Below are 17,531 nucleotides of genomic sequence, written 5' to 3'. Positions count from 1 at the left end.
TCACTGCTCCCGGATCAAGTCGGCGTACAGTCCCTCTGCCCCGACAAGGGTGTGGTGTGTGCCGCGCTGTACGACCCGGCCGTGATCCAGTACGAGGATCTCGTCGCTGTCCCGGATCGTCGACAGCCGGTGGGCGATGATCACGCAAGCGCAGCCGAGCCGGCGGAGGTTGTCGTCGATGCGCTTCTCGGTCTCCGCGTCCAGGGCGCTCGTGGCCTCGTCGAGCACCATGACGCTGGGCCCGCGAACCAGCGCGCGGGCGATCTCCAGACGCTGCCGCTGGCCTCCCGAGAAGTTGGAGCCGCCCTCGGCGACGAAGCTGCCGAGGGTCCCCGGCCGGGAGGCCACGACGTCGTAGACGGCCGCGGCACGCAGAGCGGCGACGATCCTGTCGTCGGGGATGGAGGTGTCCCACAAGGTGACGTTCTCCCGGACCGTTCCCTCGAAGAGGAAGATGTCCTGGTCGACGAAGGACACCGCGCCGCCAAGGGTGTCGCGGGCGTAGTCCCGGCGTTCCCGGCCGTCGAAGAGGATCTGACCGGACCATGGCTCGTACAGGCCGGCGATGAGCCGGCTCACCGTGGACTTTCCGCTCCCCGAGCCGCCCACCAGCGCCACGCGCTGTCCGGGCCTCACGGTCAGGTCGAAGTCGCGCAGCAGCGGATCCCCCAACGGGCTGTATCCGAAGGTGACACCGCGCAGTTCCACGCTCGCCACGCTGGTGGGCCGACGTGAGGCCGGAGACGGCGGGTTGGGGGTGGGTGGCGCCGGGTCGCCGAAGGCGGTGGCCAGCGGGAACCGTTCGATGTCCTTGAGCCGGTTGATGTCGGCGGCCACGTCCTGCACCCGCGGCCCCAGGTTGGTCAACTGGGAGACCGGACGGGTGAAGTTCGTCACCAGCGTCTGGAAGGCGACCAGCAGACCGATGGAGATGGCCCCGTCGATCGCCTTGAGACCGCCGATCAGCAGAATGCAGCCGCTGTCCACCGCCGCCAGGAGCGGTGGTACGACGGCGAGCAGCGCGGTGGGAGCGCCGAGGACCTGCGATCCCGACACCACCTTGGCCTGGAAGCCCGCCCAGCGCCCGAAGTAGTCGTTCTCGGTACCTGACGCCTTCATCGTCTCGATGAGCTGGAGGCCGTTGAACGACGCCGCTGTCAGCCGCGCCCGGTCCGCCCGTAGTTTGGTCACCGCGTCGCTGCGGAGCCGTGACACCAGGCGCAGCACCACGATGTTCAGCAGGGCCACACCGACGCCGATCACGGTCAACTCGGGATCGTAGGTCCACAGCAGGATCGCGTAGAAGACCACGAGCAGCGCGCTGACCGCCGCGGTCGCCACGTCCCGGGAAAGGATCTCGGCGACTCTGTCGTTGGAGGTGACCCGCTGGGAGATCTCCGCCGGGTTGCGCTGGGTGAAGAAGACCACCGGCAGGCGCAGCAGGTGCCGGACGACGCGGGCCGAACTTCGGATCGCCGTCGACGACTCCACCCGTAGGAGATGTGCCTGCTGGAGCAGGGTCAGCACTAGGGTCAGCCCTGCGACCACGCCCATCGCCCCGAGCAGCGGTGTGATGAAGGAGTGATCGCCGTTGTTCAGTACCCGGTCGATGAAGGCCCGGGTGAACGCGGGAACCGCCACGCCGGGGACGATCAGCAGGATGCTGGCCAGGAGCGCGAGCAGCAGTGCCCCACCGTTGCTGCTGTAGCGGGCGTACAAGTCCGAGAGGACGCGCGGGGGGCGTCCGCCGCGCTCGAAGTCCGGCCCGCGCTCGAAGGTGAGTACGACGCCGGTGAAGCTGTTGTCGAACTCCTCCATGGTGACCGTGCGCTTCCCGGAGGCCGGGTCGTTGAGGTGGACCACCGGCCGTCCGAGCCGTGTGCCCATGCCCTCGTAGACCACGAAGTGGTTGAAGTTCCAGAACAGGATCGTCGGCGGCCGCAGCTTGCGGAGTTTTTCCACCTCCATCTGCCGTCCGCCGGCCAGCAGACCGTAACTTCTGGCCGCTCGCAGCAGGTTTGAGGCCTTGGCCCCGTCACGGGAGACGCCGCAGGCGGTCCGCAGCTCTTCCAGCGGGACGAAACGCCCGAAGTGACCCAGCACCATGCTCAGTGAGGCCGCGCCGCACTCGACCGCCTCCAGTTGGATCACGGTCGGGGTATTGACGCGCATCCGCTTTCTGGAGCGACCCTCGCGCCGGCGCCGGCCGCTTCGGTTCCCGCGGCGCGGCTGTCCGCTCGCCGCCTTCGGGTCGGCCTTCCGGCCCGGCGTGTGCGGTGGGGGAACGGATCGAGTCGTCATCGCGGCAGCAGCCAATCAATAGGACGCTCACCGGGCAGTCGGCCGATGCCTTTGACCTGGGTCCACGAGTTGATGCGGAACGGCGGTCCGGAATCTGTGGTCCAGCGGTAACCGCTGGGCCTGTGGGTGTCGCGATCCGGGTCGACGGTGATCCGGATGGGACCGCCTTGGTCCAGGAGTTGCGTGGCCAGCAGTTTGTTCCCACCCAGGAAGTCCTGCACCTGCTGCTCGGTCTGGGGAAACTGGTCCATGGCGGTGACCCGACCGCGCATCAGGCCGAACGCCTGCGCGGGAGCCGACGCCACGTCCATGTCCACCCTGTCGCCGATCTTCAGCATGCCCGCCTTGTCCGCGGGGGCGAACAGGACAGCCACCAGGCGGTCGTTCTCACCGTCGGTGCGCTCCACCGTCATGAACGTCGCGCCCGCGGTGACGTACTGCCCGTTGCCGACCAGCAAGGCGATCGCGCGGCCGGAGAAGGGGGCCCGGACGGTCTTGGTGGCTCCTTCGGCGTCGACCACGGTCAGCACCCGATCGCCCTTGGTCACCACCTTCCCGGTCTCGACGAGGACGTTCGACACCGTCCCGCTCTGCGGACTTTCGACCTTGGAAACCCCCAGAGGATGGGTGAGGATGCCCGGCACGTCTACGCTGCGGGCCAGTTCGCCCTGGAAAGACCACACCAGGCCGCCCGCGATGATCGCCCCCACGACTGCCAGCACCGCCCAGGCACGCGGCCGGGTCAGGCGCACGGGGCTGTCCAGGTCATCGGGTTGGCGCAGGTTCTCCAGTGCCTTACGCCGGAACTCCATCGCTGCCCTCCTTTCCACGGCTTCCGAGCAGGAACTCGCCGACGGTCGACTCGCTCTCCCAGGGCACCCCGGAGGCGACGGCGAAGGCGTCGGAGTCACCGCCGCCGAGCCCGCAGCCCGCGAGCCCCATTGCGGTGGCGACGCTGTACATCACCTGGTAGAGCACCCCCACGTGTTTGAGCACCAGGGCGTAACCCATCGAGGAGTACTTCCACATCACCCTCCCGAAGCGCGCCGTGATCAGCAGCGTCACCTGCGGCGGTGAGGACATCTGCGCGGTCGCGCGGGACATGTCGGCAAGGCGGGTCAGCGCCGGCCCGGGCTCGGCGACCAGTTCCAGCCGGTGTTCCTCGGGGTCGTAGTGGTAGAGGCCCGGTGCCACACCGTCCACCTGGTGGATCAGCGGATAGATCTCCAGTTCGTACGCCCGGCCGCCGGACGGGTAGGGCCGGTCGCCCAGTTCCTGCGATCCGTCGTCGTACGTGCCCCGGTTTCGTGCGCTCCGGTACAGGAACTCGCCCAGCTGCTCGGCCGTGAGCGGCGCCGAGCTGTCGTGCAGCCGGAGCGACTGCCGGTCCTCCAGTACCTCGGTGAGGGTCCGGTCGCTCGCGCGCAGCGCCTCCAGGTCCGCCCGGGGCAGCTCCACCGAGCGGCCGTCGAAGGGCGGCCGGACCGAGGGCAGCGGCTCGGCGAAGCCCTTGGCCCAGTACGTGCCGCCGTACGGCAGGTCATGGCGTCCGACGCGAGTACGGCTGTGGAACCACAGCTCGTGCGGCGACCACTGCGCGAAGCGGAAGCCTTCCTCGGCGGCGCCGGTCCGCGGAACCAGAAAGCCGTGCCGGGCCAGGGCGCTCAGCAGCGCGGGGACCGCAGGGTCACGGGGAGCCGGCCCCGGACCCTGCTGTGTGGGCAGCGAGGCCAGCAGGCCGACGAGCGCCGGATCGTGCAGTTCGGCGGCGACGTGCGCCAGCGGCGACTCCAGCACCATGCCCGTGCCGTCGGCGCGCAGCACGGCGAAGCGGGACATCCGCAGCTCGGCCGGGTCGCCGTCATGCCTGAGAACGGGCGGAACGGCGGGGCCGAGCGGACGGAAAGTCAGCACGGGCGATCCCGCGACCTCCAGGGTGGCGGAGAGCCAGCCGCCCGCCCTCAGCCTCCGCAGCAGCTTGGGTATCTTGAGCATGCCGAGCTCGCCCTCGTGGCTCTGGACGACGTCCAGCAGCTCGTCACTGCCGGCCTGTCCGGCGGCGAGCAGTTCCATGACCGCCGCCAGTCCGGGTGTCAGAGCACCCAGCGAGGTACCGCGCTGCCCGATGAAGATCTGGGTCGCGCCGCTGGGGACGGTGACGATCCGAGCGCCTGGGTGAAGCCGCAGGAGTTCACCGACACGCACCGGACCGGGAGCGGGTGGGGGGTTGCTGATGGCGCCGTAGGGATCGGGACCAGTCATGTCATCTCCTGGGAGACTGCGGTGGGGAAAGCCCTGTCACGGGGCAAGGGCGGACGATCAGAAGAAGACGCTTCGCGGGTTCATCCGGTCCTCGGCGGTTGCCGCGGACAGCCAGCCCAGTTCCACCGGTACGGCGTAGAGTCGGCCCGGACCCAGCCGGCGCCAGAAGTGGCGCATGCCCGGGACCATGACCTTGGCGACCTTCAGCTCCAGGTCGGGCAGGCTCTGGTCGAGGACGATCACTTCGAGGCCCGCCTTGCCCACCCGCTCGACACCGTTACGGATGTCCTTGGCCAGGTCACCGGAGAACAGGCCGGAGTAGCTGCCGGCCGAGGTGGTGGGGAGGTTCGCGGACGGAACGACCCAGGGGTCCTGGGCAACCGTCACCTGCTGTAGCCACGCGAGCGTGTCCGGGTCGTCCTCCCAGTAGTCGGTGGACCCGTCCGCCTTGCGGTTGATCACTGCCGGCAGGAACTGGTTGACCTCGGTCAGGGCCCGCAGGACGGCGATCCGCACGTCAAGGTGCGCCCCGAATCCCAGCAACACGTCCTCCACCGGGTGGTCGACCCGGCGCGAGACCGCGGCGAAGGTGGGGATGCCCAGGTCGGTGGTGATGTCCACCACCTCCAGGCTGCGGTTCATGCCGGCGTAGAACTCGCGAAGGGTGTCGATGTACGGCTCGTGCAGGCTGTCGAGATCGAAGCCGGGCCGGAGCGCGCGGTTGTACCACCACAGACCGACCGCGTCGCGCTCGCAGAGTTCACAGAACGCCTGGAGGATCGCCTCTTCGAGGGTGTTCCCGGCTGCGTTGCCGTTGCCGTCGCTGAAACAGTAGAAGTTGTCCTCCAGGTCGGGGTGGCCGAACCAGGCGTATGCCGCCGGCACCAGTCGCTCCCGGTCGTGCGTCAGCGACCACGCCGCCGTCCAGTCGATCTCGCGGCCACTGTCGAACGGATCCGGCACGATGTGCAGCCGGCCCGCGCCGTTGTGGTTCCATTCCTCCCGGCCGGCGTACTGGGCCTCGGAGTACAGCAGCAGCTCGTTGGCGTGAACCGCCAGGTCGGAACCGAGCGCGTCGAAGCTGGCCCGGCGGGTGGGGCGGTCGTTGCGCCATACTCCCGAGTACCGTTCGATGGCCTCGCACATTCCGCTGACCCGGGCCTGGATGTCGGTGCGGCCCTTGCCACCGCTCTGGCCGCGCAGGTTGCGGCGCAGCATGGCGAGATTGTCGCCGGGCATCGCGAAGTTGTGACCGGCCGAGTAGCTGTAGGTGACGCCGTTGTCGACGTCATTGAGCGGCCGCAGCGAGCTGACGGCGCCGGTCAGCCGGCTGACGTGCTTCTCCAGCCGCTTGTAGGTGTCGTCGGGGCGCATCGTCCGGTGCCCGCCGTCCGCGCTGAACCGCACGGCCTGCTCGGTCAGTTCGATCCGGGGGGCGACGTGCAGGACCGAGGGGTCTCCACAGCCGGGACACTGCGGCCGCCGGATCAGCTGGTGGCGTTCGGTCCGCATGGTCGGAACATGCACCGAGGTCAGGACTCCCCGGTAGTCGGCCGCCTCCGCCCCGATGATGCCGGCCACGGCACCGACGACCATCTGTGCCGAAAGCCCCCCCGACCAGGGGGATGCCGCCAGAGAGGTGAGGAGCGGAGCTTCGTCGCCCCGCTTGCGCTTGAGGTACGCCTCCACCTGCCGATTGCCTTCCAGCCGTTGGGCCAGGCACTGCCAGCATCCGGTGACGTCCGGCACCAGGTAGGGGCCGGTCCAGACATCGGCGCCGTTGGGCTTGGCCAGCAGCCAGGGAATGCCGGCACCGCGCAGGCGGGCGTCGACGGCGGCGAGTTCGGGGTTGCAGTAGTCGTCGGCGAGCACGACGGCCAGGGTCGGAGCGGAGGCACCGGCTGCGGCGGCGGTGACCGGCCGCACCTCGATGCCGGTCGTCCGCAGCGCGGCCACCACCTCCGCCTCGTCCACCGCACCCACCGAAGTGATCTCCACCTGGGCCTCGTCCAGCCGCCGGGTGGCCTCGGCGGCGTCCACGCCCTGGGCCTCCCAGAAGGCCACCGAGGCACGGTCGGTCCCGACAGGACCCTCGGCGAGGTGGTTGAAGCGCTGGAACTTGCTGATGGCGAAGACGACTTCACCCAGCGTGAACCGGTCGGAGAGCTTCTGGGCTATCTCGGCGATCGCGTGGGTCCCGTCCAGGAAGGGCACCACCTCGGCGACCGCCTTTCCCTGGACCAGATAGTGGCCTTCCTCCGACACCAGGAAGACCCGGTCCGGGCTGACGACCTGCGGGACAAGGTGTGCCTTGAAGCGAGGCAGATCCACTGCGCCCTCCGAAAACATCTCGACGTGGTCCGACACTTTATTACCCGCCGGGATAGGTAAAGCAAGGAATTCAGAGCCACCGTCGGCTATTCTTTCGGCGCTCCTCGACTGCACCTGCCGGGTGGCCTTCTTATCCATAAGGGGGCCTCCCCCTACCCCTACGGGCCACACACTTCCGACCGCCCTGAGCTGCAACAACGGCATGGGGATGCAGGTTCTGCGGATACGGGCGAGGTCCCAAAAAAGATGGGACCACAATCGAAAGGATCGCAGTTGACTTATAGGTGGTCGGCTCTGAATGATTTCCGCATCCACCCGAAGCCGACTTGACTCGGAATCGACAAGCAATAAGGGGGACCCATGGAGCCCAGGGAGAGGTCGGCATTCGTCAGCTCCTACACCAAGGTGCTGACGGCCGCCTGGTCGAACGATGACTACGTGACGCAGCTGGAGGGGAACCCGCGCGCCGCGCTGGCCGAGCAGGGCCTGGAACTGCCGGCGAACGCAACCGTGCGCATCATCCGGGACATCGGGGGCGACCCCGATCTGGAGGCTCAGGTGGCCCTCTGGGAAACCGGCAGGACGACCGGTGTCTACGAGCTGAGGGTGCCCAGCTCACCCCAGATCGAGGACCGTGAGCTGTCCGAGGCCGACCTGGAGGCCGTAGCAGGCGGCGACAACACCTACTGCTGCTGCTGTTCCCCCTGCTGCTGCTGCACCTGACGGGTATGGCGTCGCGGCGCCCCCCAGCCTTCAGCCATCGATCACGCTCAGGACCCCAAGGTGGTACAGATGCCCGGACCGGAAGTCATCGGGGTGTCCGGACTGCGCAAGTCCTACGGAGCCGTACCCGTGCTGCACGGGGTCGACCTCCATGTGCAACGCGGCGAGATCTTCGCTCTGCTCGGCCCGAACGGCGCGGGGAAGACCACCACGCAGGAGATCCTCACGGGCTTCAGCAGCCGCAGCGCCGGGTCGGTCAGCGTCTTCGGCCAGGACCCCGTCGGCGCCGGGCCCCAGTGGCGCGCCCGCATCGGCATCGTCCCTCAGGACATGGGGTCTTTCGACGAGCTCACGGTCAGGGAGGTCGTCTCCCACTTCGCCTCCCTGTACCCCGACCCCTTGCCCGTCGACAGCGTGATCGAGCGGACGGGGCTCGGCGAGAAGGCGAACGAACGCACTGTGCGGCTCTCCGGTGGCCAACAGCGCCGCCTGGACATCGCACTCGGCATCGTCGGACGCCCCGAACTGGTCTTTCTCGACGAACCCACCACGGGCCTCGATCCGCAGGCCCGGCGCGTCACCTGGGACCTGATTCGGGCGCTGGCTACGGACGGCACCACAGTGATGCTCACCACCCACTACCTCGACGAAGTCGAGGTGCTCTGCGACCGGGTCGCCATCCTGCTGCGCGGGAAGGTCGCCGCAGAGGGCGTGCCCAAGGACATCGGGGGGCGCGCCGACGGTGAGGCCGTCATCGAGTTCCACGCTGTCGGCGCGCTGCGCGGGGCGGAACTGCCGCCCGTCCAGCAGGCCGGGGCGCCTCCGCTCGGATGGGCGGATGGCCAGGTCCGGATCGGCACGAACGCACCGGCCGCGACGCTGCGCGTCCTGCTCGACTGGGCGGCCCGGCTCGGGAGCGGCGACCTCCCGGGACTGACCGTCACCAGACCCACGCTGGAGGACGTCTACCTCCGGATGATCGCATCGGCCGATGCCACGACCACGGCGCCCGAGTCCCGTCCGGAGGACGTCGCATGACTGGTGGCATGGAAACCACGGCCGTGGGGGATCAGTCCGGGCTCCGCCCGCGCAGACAGCAGATGCCCTCGATCGGCAGGGTGGCGGTGGCCCGCGCCGGCATTGAGCTGAAGTGCTACTTCCGCAACCGGCAGGCGGTGATCTTCACCTTTGCCCTGCCGCTCGTGCTGCTGCTGATCTTCGGCGCGATCTACAGCGGCGACGCCCCCGGCACCCACACCCCCATGAAGCAGGTGCTGATCGCCGGAATCATCGCCTCCGGCATCATGAGCACCACCTTCTCCAGTCTCGCCGTCGCCATCGCGATCGAGCGCGACGACGGCACCCTGCGCCGGCTGGCCGCGACCCCCATGTCGCCGGCGTCGTACCTCCTGGCCAAAGTCGCACAGGCCTTCGTCACCGGAGTGCTCGAGACCGTGGTGCTGCTGACCGTCGGCGTCGGCCTGTTCGGCCTGCACCTCCCGAACACCGCGGCACGCTGGTTCACCTTCGCCTGGGTGGTCGCCCTGTCCATCGTCGCCTGCTCCTTCCTCGGCATCGCCTACAGCCGGGTGGCGCCCAACGCGCGCGCCGCGGCGCCAGTGGTGCAACTGCCGTACTTGACGCTACAGCTCGTCTCGGGCGTGTTTTTCGTGTTCACCTCCCTCCCCGGCTTCATGCAGGTGGTGGCGGGATGCTTCCCGCTCAAATGGATGGCTCAGGGGCTGCGGTCGGCGTTCTTGTCCGACTCCTTCCAGCAATCCGAGGCGGCCGGCAGCTGGGAGCACGGGCGTACGGCTCTGATCCTCGGCGGGTGGTGTGTGGCCGGGCTCCTGCTGAGCCTGGCGACCTTCACATGGGGGCGAGCCAAGAAATGAACACGCTTTCCGGGCGTCGGCCGTGACGCCCGGAATACTTTCACAAAGGAGATCCATGGAACCCAGGGAAAGGTCGGCATTCGTCAGCTCCTACACCAAGGTGCTGACGGCCGCCTGGTCGAACGATGACTACGTGACGCAACTGGAGGGGAACCCGCGCGCCGCGCTGGCCGAGCAGGGCCTGGAACTGCCGGCGAACGCAACCGTGCGCATCATCCGGGACATCGGGGGCGACCCCGATCTGGAGGCTCAGGTGGCCCTCTGGGAAGCCGGCAGGACAACTGGCGTCTACGAGCTGAGGGTGCCCAGCTCACCCCAGATCGAGGACCGCGAGCTGTCCGAGGCCGACCTGGAGGCCGTAGCAGGCGGCGACACCTACTGCTGCTGCTGCTCACCGTGCTGCTGCTGCACCTGATCCGATGGTGGACCGCCTGAACCCGCTGGCCGTAACGGACGAGGAACTCGTTCGTTACGGCCAGCGGGCCCGGCAGAGCCGGACAACGCGACCGAGACTGGGAAGAGTTCGAGAAATGACGTCAGCCGACCTGTCGGCCGGGCTCGGCCCGCCCTCTGCCGTGGCTGGACGGCGCCAAGTACACCTGGTCGAGATGACCGTGATGCCCGGCGTCCGCTACAGCACCGTGCTGGGCTACTTACAGGCCGCCGCCGAGGCGGCCCCGGACCTCGCCGAAGCCTGTTCCTTCACCAAACACGTGTACATGCAGGGCGGGGACTCATTCGAGGCAGCCTGTGCCAAAGTGCTGGGCGCGCTGGAGGATCCCCTGGCGGTGGCCTTCACCGTCTACTTCTGGAACCGGCCCAGCACCCTTGAACTGGCCCGGCGGGTCAAGGAGCGCTGGCCCCGCTGCCGCATCGTGATCGGCGGAAACGATGTGACGCACCAGCAGGTGGTGTTCACCGAAGCACCCTGGGTCGACGTCCTCGTCCACGGCGAGGGAGAGTTGCGCTTCCGCGACCTGCTGCGCGTATTCCTGCGCCATGAGGAGCCGACCACCGCCGACGGCGAGTTGGCGGCCCTGCCCGGCATCAGCTACCTCTCCGCCAGTGGCGAGGTGGTCACCACCCCCGAAGCCCCCCGGATCGCGGACCTTGGCGAGCTGCCCTCGCCGCTGCTCGGGAACACCTGGACCGACGAGGACATCGCGCGGTCCCGGATGCTGGTGTACGAAACCAACCGGGGCTGCCCCTACTCCTGCGCCTTCTGCTACTGGGGCGGGGCCACCAACTCCAAGATCCGCCAGTTCCCCATGGACCGCATCCAGGAGGAGCTGGAGCGCATCGTCCGGATCGCCGCCAACGGCACCCAACTGTTCATAGCCGACGCCAACTTCGGCATCGTCGCACGCGACGTGGACATCGCACGCCACATCGTGGAACTGTGCCGGCGCCACAACAAGCGGCTGCTGGTGATGACGAACTGGGCGAAGAACACCAACGGCCGTGTGGTGGAGATCGCGGGAATCCTGTACCGGGCCGGGCTGACCGGGGCCATCACTCTCTCGGCACAGTCCTTCGACGCCGAGGTGCTCCAGATCGCCAACCGCCGCAACATCCGGGTCGACAACTACCGTCGTATGCAGACCCAGTTCCGGGCCCAGAACATCCCCACCTACACCGACCTCATCTGGGGCCTGCCCGGCGAATCCCGCGCCACCCACCTGACCGGGATCGAGGAGGCAATCGCCTCGGGGGGCTCGCCCGTCATCTACCCTCTGCTGCTGCTCAACAACACCGACTACACACACGACCGCTTCCGGGACGATCACGGTCTGCGCACCGGGTACCTGCCCTGCGACCCCGGGAACACGGACCTGATGGCCGACGTCGTGATCGAGCACTCCCGGATGACGTTCGAGGACTGGCTGAGCGGGATGGCTTTCCGGATCCCGCTGACGCTCTTCCACAAGTGCCTGCTCCGCTCGACGCTGAGAGTCCTCGCCGAGATCTCTGGCGTGCGCACGGTGGATCTGGTGGAACTGCTCGGCCCGTTCCTGCGCGAGGGGGGCGGGGACGACCCGTTGATCTCCTTCCTGATGGCCGACTACGCCCGTGCCTGGCGGGAGCCCGCCAGCTTCAACCGTGACCTGTTGTACGGATACGTCGGGCGCCCCGTGATCCACGAGGAAGTCCACTACCAAGCGATTCTTCGGCGCATCGTGGGCAATGAGGGCCGTGCCGCCCACTACGCCCGGGCGGCCGTGGACTTCCTGTACGAAGCGCTCACGTCCCAAGGGCGCCCCCTGCCGGACCGCGCCGACCTCGACATGGTCACCGACTTGGACCTGGCGGCGGCAGCCGTGTTCCGTGCGGGGATCCACGGGAAGGCGGAGCAACACGACCTCGCCCTACCGGAAGCGCTGTTCGACCTGCTGAGGTGTTACGGCGACGTGCCGGGCGGAGCGCCCTCGTCCGTTTCTGGCGAAAATCTGGTGCATGTCCGGATCGAGGTACCCGAGTCGAGAACGCGGTACCCTTTCAGCGCGTACGCGCTCTCGGTCTGGCACGGCAGCGGACGACCACTCCACGATGTCGGCATGCGCCTCAATGTTCACGTCCGCCGGACCTCAGCCTAGGAAGCCCCCGGCGGCTCCGGCCGCCGAACCCACCCTTCGGGAAGGATCCCCGCCGTGAACCGAAACCTGCGCAATACCATCCCAGCCGTCTACGCGGCGCTCATCCTCTTAGGCTTTCTCATCAACACCACCGTCGGAATCGCCGTGATCATCGTCGGCGGCGTACTGATGAGCGTACTTTACACCGCCACCAGGGGCGGCCGTGCCGCGGACGCCACACCGCGCCGGGCCCGTCGGCAGCGCAACCGCCGTTGAGGCGGCACGGCCGGAGCCGATGCCGCCCAGTGCCCCGGAGCACTGGCAGGCGGCGCCCACGCAGCAGGAGGCATTGTGAGCAGCGATCGGGACTACAACCGCGCGGGCGGGGCCGGTCCTGACGACGACCGGTCAGCGGCCGACCTCACCGATGAGGGCACGTACGAGTTCACGTACGTCGGGCCGCGGCTGCAAACCTGGTACATGGTGGCCGCGGTGGACACCGACGAGCCGGAGAGCGGGGAGCCTCAGGAAGAGGTGCCCGAGGCGTCGGTACCCGGTGCCGTACCGCAGTCGCAGGAGCCGCAGGCCCAACACGAGCCCGGTCAAAGCGGTTACGGCTCCCCTCAGCCGAACCACCCCGGTCAGCCCGTAGCGCCCGTCTGGCCCGTGCCGCCTGGTCAGCCGGTACCGCCTGGTCGGCCGGTACCGCCGATGGCCGCCCCGCAGCCGGACGCCGTGCCGGGCGACCCGCGGGCCCATCAGCCCGGAGTGCCGCAGGGCTATGGCGCTCCCGCGGACCCGCGGGTCGGCGACTCGCCGGCGGTCATGCCGGACCAGCGGCAGCGAACCGGTCCGGGCGGCACTCCGCTCGGCCACACCGCGGCGGTCGAGCTGAGTTCCGATCGCCTGCTGCGCAACCAGCCCAAGGCGAAGAAGCCGGGGGCCAACGCGCGGCCGAGCCGCTTCAAGCCCGGCGCCAAGAAGGAGGAGGCGGAGCGACAGCGCAAGCTGGATCTGATCCGCACCCCCGTCCTGTCCTGCTACCGCATGGCGGTGATCAGCCTCAAGGGCGGTGTCGGCAAGACCACGACGACCACTGCCCTGGGGGCGACACTCGCCAGCGAGCGGACGGACAAGATCCTGGCGATCGACGCCAACCCGGACGCGGGCACGCTGGGCCGCCGGGTACGCCGTGAGACCGGTGCGACGATCCGCGAACTCGTGCAGGCGATCCCTTACCTGCGCAACTACATGGACATCCGCCGGTTCACCTCTCAGGCGCCCTCCGGTCTGGAGATCATCGCCAACGACGTGGACCCGGCGGTCTCGACGACGTTCAACGACGAGGACTACCGGCGCGTCATCGATGTCCTGGGCCGTCAGTACCCGGTGATCCTCACCGACTCGGGCACCGGCCTGCTCTACAGCGCCATGCGCGGAGTGCTGGACCTGGCCGACCAGTTGATCATCGTGTCGACGCCGTCGGTGGACGGCGCGTCGAGCGCGAGCACCACCCTGGACTGGCTGAACGCGAACGGCTACGCCGAGCTGGTCTCACGCAGCATCACCGTGATCTCCGGGGTGCGCGAGACCGGCAAGATGATCAAGATCGAGGACATCGCGGCGCACTTCCGGACCCGTTGCCGCGGGGTGCAGGTGGTGCCGTTCGACGAGCACCTGGCGGTCGGCGCCGAGGTGGACCTGGACATGATGCGGCCCAAGACACGGGAGGCGTACTTCAACCTCTCGGCGATGGTCGCCGAGGACTTCGCGCGGGCGCAGCAGGCGCAGGGCCTGTGGCCCGGCGCCGGCGGCAACCAGCCGTCGGCGCAGCCCCCGCCGATGCCGGGCCGGTACGCGGCACCCGGTCCCTACGGGGACGCGGCGGCCGGTTACCCGCAGCCGTACGGGCCCCGGCCGCAACAGGGCTACGGCTACCCGCCGCCCCCACCACCTCGGCCCGAATCCAACGGCTGATCTCGGAGTGGGGCTTCGCGGTCACGACGCACGGCACCTCGCCCTCCGTCACCGCATCAGGCGTACCGACTGACGGATCACCAGTTGCGTACTGAGGATCACGTAGTCGTCGCCGGCGATGCGTTCCTCCCGGTCCAGGGCCAGGCGGACCGCGGTGCGGCCGAGATCCTCGTACGGCACACGGACCGTGGTGAGCGACGGGGCGAGGTCGGCGGCGAAGGGCACGTCGTCGAAGCCGACGAGCGAGACGTCCCGGGGAACGTCGAGGCCGGCGTCGCGCAGAGCGGCCAGGGCGCCGAGGGCCACCATGTCGGTGCCCGCGACGATCGCCGTGAAGTCCAGGCCGGCGTCGAGTGCGTCCCGGGTGCGCTGGTAGCCCGAGACACGGGTGTACGCACCGGGCTTGTCGAGTTCCTCGTCGTACTCCACGCCGTGGGCCCGCAGGGCCCGCACATAGGCGTCGCGGCGCTGGTCGCTGGTGCTCAGCCCGGGGATTCCGCCCAGGAAGAGAAGGCGTCGGTGTCCGGAGGTGAGGAGATGGTCGGCGGCCTGGAAGGCGCCGCCGCGGTTGTCGTACTCCACGACCGTGACCGGCAGGTCGCCGGGCAGCGGGGGGCGGCCCACCAGCACCAGCCGGGAGCCGGCCGCGTCCAGCGCCCGGGCGTACTCGGCCATGCGCTGGTGGTAGGCCTCGTCCTGTGACGAGCCGCCGACGAGGACGACGGCCGCCGCGTGCTGCTCGCGCATCATCTGCACGAGGTCGTCCTCGCGCTGCTCGTCGCCGTGCGTGGCGCAGACCAGGCTCAGCCGGCCGCGGGTCGCGGCCTCCTGCTCCACTCCGGCGGCGACATGGGCCAGGGACGGGCCGGTGATGTCCTTCAGGACGAGGGCGATGGGCCCGGCGACGCGGCCGGAGAGCGCTTTGGCGTGGACGTTCACGACGTAGTGCAGGGACTCGACCGCTGCCATGACCCGGTCCCGGGTGGCCGCTGAGACCGGGTAGTTGCCGGCGAGCGTGCGGGAAACGGTTGCTACGGAGACTCCGGCCCGCTCGGCGACATCACGAATCGTGCTCGGCCGGTCGTCGTTGTTGCGGCCCCGGCGACGCCTTGCCGTCTTGGGGCCGGGGCCCGCTCCGGAGCCGTTTCCATTCACCGTCACGCTTCGACGTTACTGCATCAGAGGCCTCTTGCAGGTGGCGAGAAGCAGAAACTACTGTCCTTCGAGTAGTAATCGTTTACCATCGGAGTCTGCCATCGTGTCCGTCACCCATCTGCGCTGGGGCACCGACGAGCTGTCCCTGCTCCTTTCATACGCCCCGGAGGGACCGGTGAGACTGCTGGCGGCCGGGGAGGCCGCCGGTCTGCCGGATCCCGCCCTCCAGCCCGAACTGTGCGACCGGCTCGCGCACCGGGCCCTGCCCCTGGTCGAGATCCAGACCGCCGGCAGCGGACGCCTCGGCACCTCCGGCAAGCGTCACGTGGACGGCGCCGCCTCCCGGGCCCTGCGCCATGTCGGCCACGAGGAGGGCGAGGAGGGCGAAGAAGGCGAAGAAGGCGAGAGCCTTCGGGTGCTTCGGGTCCGGATGGCCGACGAGGTCACCGGCCTGACGGTCACCGCCGTCTACCGGCTGCGCGCCGGCATCCCCGCCCTCACCGCCGAGGCGTACGTCGAGAACGCCGGCGAGCAGCCCGTCACCCTGGAGTACGTCTCCTCCTTCGCCCTCTCCAACCTCGCGCGCGGCCTCGCCGACGGCAGCCGCTGGGAGGACGGACTGTCGCTCTGGCTGGCGGCCAATCCCTGGAGCGGCGAGTTCCGGTGGTCCCGGGCCACCCTGGCCCAGCGCGGTCTCCACGACGTCGGCATGGTGCCGTTCGGGCAGACCGGCTCCAAGAACCGTATCGCCGTCACCAGCACGGGTTCCTGGTCCTCCTCCGAGCACCTGCCTCTCGGCTGCGTCGAGGAGACCGCGACCGGCGCCGCCCTGATGTGGCAGATCGAGCACAACGGCTCCTGGCACGCCGAGTTCGGCGACCGGTTCGAAGACGTGTACCTCGCGCTGTCCGGGCCGACCGACCGCGAACACCAGTGGCGCCATCGCCTGGAACCGGGCGAGTCGTTCCGCACGGTGCCCGTCTCCGTCGCCGTCGTCCCTTCCGGCGGATTCGAGGCCGCGGTGGACGCCATGACCCGGCACCGTCGCGCCACTCGGCGGCCGCACCCCGACCACCAGGGGCTGCCGGTGGTCTTCAACGACTTCATGAACAGCCTGATGGGCGAGGTGAGCACCCGGGCACTGCTGCCGCTCGTGGACGCGGCGGCCACGGCCGGAGCCGAGGTGTTCTGCATCGACGCCGGCTGGTACGACGCGGAGCCGCCCGGCGCGGTGGGGCCCGGTGGGGTGCCGGGCTGGTGGGACGCCGTCGGCGAGTGGGTGGAGTCCGCCCCGCGGTTCCCCGGCGGGCTCGGCGAGGTCATCGAACGCATCCGGGCGCAGGGCATGGTCCCGGGGCTGTGGCTGGAGCCGGAGGTCGTGGGCGTCCGCAGCCCGATCGCCGCCGCCCTGCCCGACGAGGCGTTCTTCCGCCGGGACGGCGTACGGCTCGTGGAGTGGGGCCGCCATCAGCTGGACCTGCGTCATCCGGCCGCCCGCGGCCATCTGGACGCGGTCGTGGACCGGCTGGTGCGTGACTACGGCATCGGCTATCTCAAGCTCGACTACAACATCGACATCGGACCCGGCACCGACGGCCCCCGCCCCGCCGACGGCCCCGGCCATGGTCTCCTCGGCCACAACCGCGCCTACCTGGACTGGCTGGACGGTGTGCTCGACCGCCATCCCGGCCTGGTGCTGGAGAGCTGCGCGGCCGGAGGCAGCCGCACCGACCACGCGATCCTCTCCCGGCTGCCCATCCACTCCGTCAGCGACCAGCAGGACTTCCGCCTCCTGCCGGCCATCGCGGCCGCCGCGCCCAGCGCGGTCACCCCCGAGCAGGGCGCCATCTGGGCGTATCCGCTGCCGGAGCACAGCGAGGCGGAGCTCGGCATGGTGATGGTCTCGGCGCTGCTCGGCCGCGTCCACCTGAGCGGGCGCCCTGATCTGCTCACCCCCGAACAGGCGGCGCTGGTGCGCCGGGCCGTCGACACGTACACGACCTACCGGCATCTGCTGCCGGGCGCCCGGCCCCGCTGGCCCCTGGGACTCCCCCACTGGCGCGACGGGTGGACGGCCCTGGCCCTCACGGCCGAGGACGACACCACCCTGCTGGCGCTCTGGCGCCGCGACGGCGCCCCGCAGACGCTGAACGTCCCCCTGCCCTGGGTCCGCGAGGACTCCCGGCCCCGGGTGCTGTTCGAGGCGGGGCCGAGCCCGGCGTACGAGTGGAACGGCCGGGATCTCAGGGTGACCCTCCCCGTCGAACGGTCCGCGGTGCTGCTGGGGTTCGGCACCGGCTGACAGAGGAGGGCG

At 69.5% G+C, this 17,531-nt stretch carries 13 protein-coding genes; 8 read left to right on the top strand and 5 right to left on the bottom strand.

All coding sequences use genetic code 11. From position 1 onward, the window contains the following. Genes ACH4S9_RS35085 through ACH4S9_RS35070 form a run of 4 tightly spaced genes read right to left on the bottom strand, consistent with a single transcriptional unit; the run spans window position 1 to window position 6,894 of the window. On the bottom strand, window positions 1-2,301 hold the full coding sequence (locus ACH4S9_RS35085; protein WP_385345882.1) for an NHLP family bacteriocin export ABC transporter peptidase/permease/ATPase subunit: 2,301 nt from the start codon (window positions 2,299-2,301) through the stop codon (window positions 1-3). Beyond that, entirely contained in the window at window positions 2,298-3,113 is an 816-nt protein-coding gene (locus ACH4S9_RS35080; protein WP_311730507.1) for an HlyD family efflux transporter periplasmic adaptor subunit, read from the bottom strand. The genes ACH4S9_RS35085 and ACH4S9_RS35080 overlap by 4 nt, the downstream gene beginning before the upstream one ends. Further along, window positions 3,097-4,563: a SagB family peptide dehydrogenase gene (locus ACH4S9_RS35075; protein WP_361192310.1), complete on the bottom strand. Its 1,467-nt coding sequence runs from the start codon at window positions 4,561-4,563 to the stop codon at window positions 3,097-3,099. The genes ACH4S9_RS35080 and ACH4S9_RS35075 overlap by 17 nt, the downstream gene beginning before the upstream one ends. Window positions 4,564-4,620: 57 nt before the next feature. Further along, window positions 4,621-6,894, bottom strand: a complete 2,274-nt coding sequence (locus ACH4S9_RS35070; protein ID WP_398375595.1) for a TOMM precursor leader peptide-binding protein — start codon at window positions 6,892-6,894, stop codon at window positions 4,621-4,623. Between the two features lie 360 nt (window positions 6,895-7,254). On the opposite strand from ACH4S9_RS35070, the gene ACH4S9_RS35065 reads away from it, so the two are divergent. The 7 genes from ACH4S9_RS35065 to ACH4S9_RS35035 all read left to right on the top strand — a co-directional run bounded on the left by ACH4S9_RS35065 (window position 7,255) and on the right by ACH4S9_RS35035 (window position 14,062). After that, a complete protein-coding gene (locus tag ACH4S9_RS35065) occupies window positions 7,255-7,617 on the top strand; it encodes a hypothetical protein (RefSeq protein ID WP_311730510.1) in 363 nt (120 codons plus the stop codon). A gap of 69 nt (window positions 7,618-7,686) precedes the next feature. Next, a complete protein-coding gene (locus tag ACH4S9_RS35060) occupies window positions 7,687-8,655 on the top strand; it encodes an ABC transporter ATP-binding protein (protein WP_385345889.1) in 969 nt (322 codons plus the stop codon). Further along, a complete protein-coding gene (locus ACH4S9_RS35055) occupies window positions 8,652-9,512 on the top strand; it encodes an ABC transporter permease (RefSeq protein WP_385345891.1) in 861 nt (286 codons plus the stop codon). The genes ACH4S9_RS35060 and ACH4S9_RS35055 overlap by 4 nt, the downstream gene beginning before the upstream one ends. Window positions 9,513-9,567: 55 nt before the next feature. Beyond that, window positions 9,568-9,927 (top strand): hypothetical protein, encoded by a 360-nt coding sequence (locus tag ACH4S9_RS35050; protein ID WP_398375593.1) that lies wholly within the window; start codon window positions 9,568-9,570, stop codon window positions 9,925-9,927. A gap of 115 nt (window positions 9,928-10,042) precedes the next feature. After that, window positions 10,043-12,106: a radical SAM protein gene (locus ACH4S9_RS35045; protein ID WP_398375592.1), complete on the top strand. Its 2,064-nt coding sequence runs from the start codon at window positions 10,043-10,045 to the stop codon at window positions 12,104-12,106. Between the two features lie 54 nt (window positions 12,107-12,160). Then, window positions 12,161-12,361 (top strand): hypothetical protein, encoded by a 201-nt coding sequence (locus ACH4S9_RS35040; protein ID WP_311730515.1) that lies wholly within the window; start codon window positions 12,161-12,163, stop codon window positions 12,359-12,361. Window positions 12,362-12,436: 75 nt separating this feature from the next. Continuing rightward, the gene (locus ACH4S9_RS35035; protein WP_385345896.1) at window positions 12,437-14,062 is read left to right on the top strand and encodes an AAA family ATPase; all 1,626 of its coding nucleotides are present in this window, start codon (window positions 12,437-12,439) and stop codon (window positions 14,060-14,062) included. A 48-nt stretch (window positions 14,063-14,110) separates the two neighbouring features. Here the strand turns inward: ACH4S9_RS35035 and ACH4S9_RS35030 are convergent, their stop codons facing one another. Continuing rightward, entirely contained in the window at window positions 14,111-15,223 is a 1,113-nt protein-coding gene (locus ACH4S9_RS35030; RefSeq protein ID WP_311730517.1) for a LacI family DNA-binding transcriptional regulator, read from the bottom strand. 97 nt (window positions 15,224-15,320) lie between these two features. Between ACH4S9_RS35030 and ACH4S9_RS35025 the strand changes: the two genes are divergently transcribed. Further along, window positions 15,321-17,519 (top strand): glycoside hydrolase family 36 protein, encoded by a 2,199-nt coding sequence (locus ACH4S9_RS35025; protein WP_398375589.1) that lies wholly within the window; start codon window positions 15,321-15,323, stop codon window positions 17,517-17,519. Window positions 17,520-17,531 lie beyond the last annotated feature (12 nt).

The organism is Streptomyces sp. NPDC021225 (assembly GCF_044332865.1).
In the GTDB taxonomy this organism is placed as follows: Bacteria; Actinomycetota; Actinomycetes; order Streptomycetales; family Streptomycetaceae; genus Streptomyces.
Note: the sequence above shows the minus strand (reverse complement) of the source record. Positions and strands in the feature narration are given on the sequence as shown.

What these genes read in the sequence shown, in the direction of transcription:
- ACH4S9_RS35085 (WP_385345882.1), bottom strand. Translation starts at nt 2,301, where the DNA reads ATGACGACTCGATCCGTTCCCCCACCGCACACGCCGGGCCGGAAGGCC.
- ACH4S9_RS35080 (WP_311730507.1), bottom strand. Translation starts at nt 3,113, where the DNA reads ATGGAGTTCCGGCGTAAGGCACTGGAGAACCTGCGCCAACCCGATGAC.
- ACH4S9_RS35075 (WP_361192310.1), bottom strand. Translation starts at nt 4,563, where the DNA reads ATGACTGGTCCCGATCCCTACGGCGCCATCAGCAACCCCCCACCCGCT.
- ACH4S9_RS35065 (WP_311730510.1), top strand. Translation starts at nt 7,255, where the DNA reads ATGGAGCCCAGGGAGAGGTCGGCATTCGTCAGCTCCTACACCAAGGTG.
- ACH4S9_RS35060 (WP_385345889.1), top strand. Translation starts at nt 7,687, where the DNA reads ATGCCCGGACCGGAAGTCATCGGGGTGTCCGGACTGCGCAAGTCCTAC.
- ACH4S9_RS35055 (WP_385345891.1), top strand. Translation starts at nt 8,652, where the DNA reads ATGACTGGTGGCATGGAAACCACGGCCGTGGGGGATCAGTCCGGGCTC.
- ACH4S9_RS35050 (WP_398375593.1), top strand. Translation starts at nt 9,568, where the DNA reads ATGGAACCCAGGGAAAGGTCGGCATTCGTCAGCTCCTACACCAAGGTG.
- ACH4S9_RS35045 (WP_398375592.1), top strand. Translation starts at nt 10,043, where the DNA reads ATGACGTCAGCCGACCTGTCGGCCGGGCTCGGCCCGCCCTCTGCCGTG.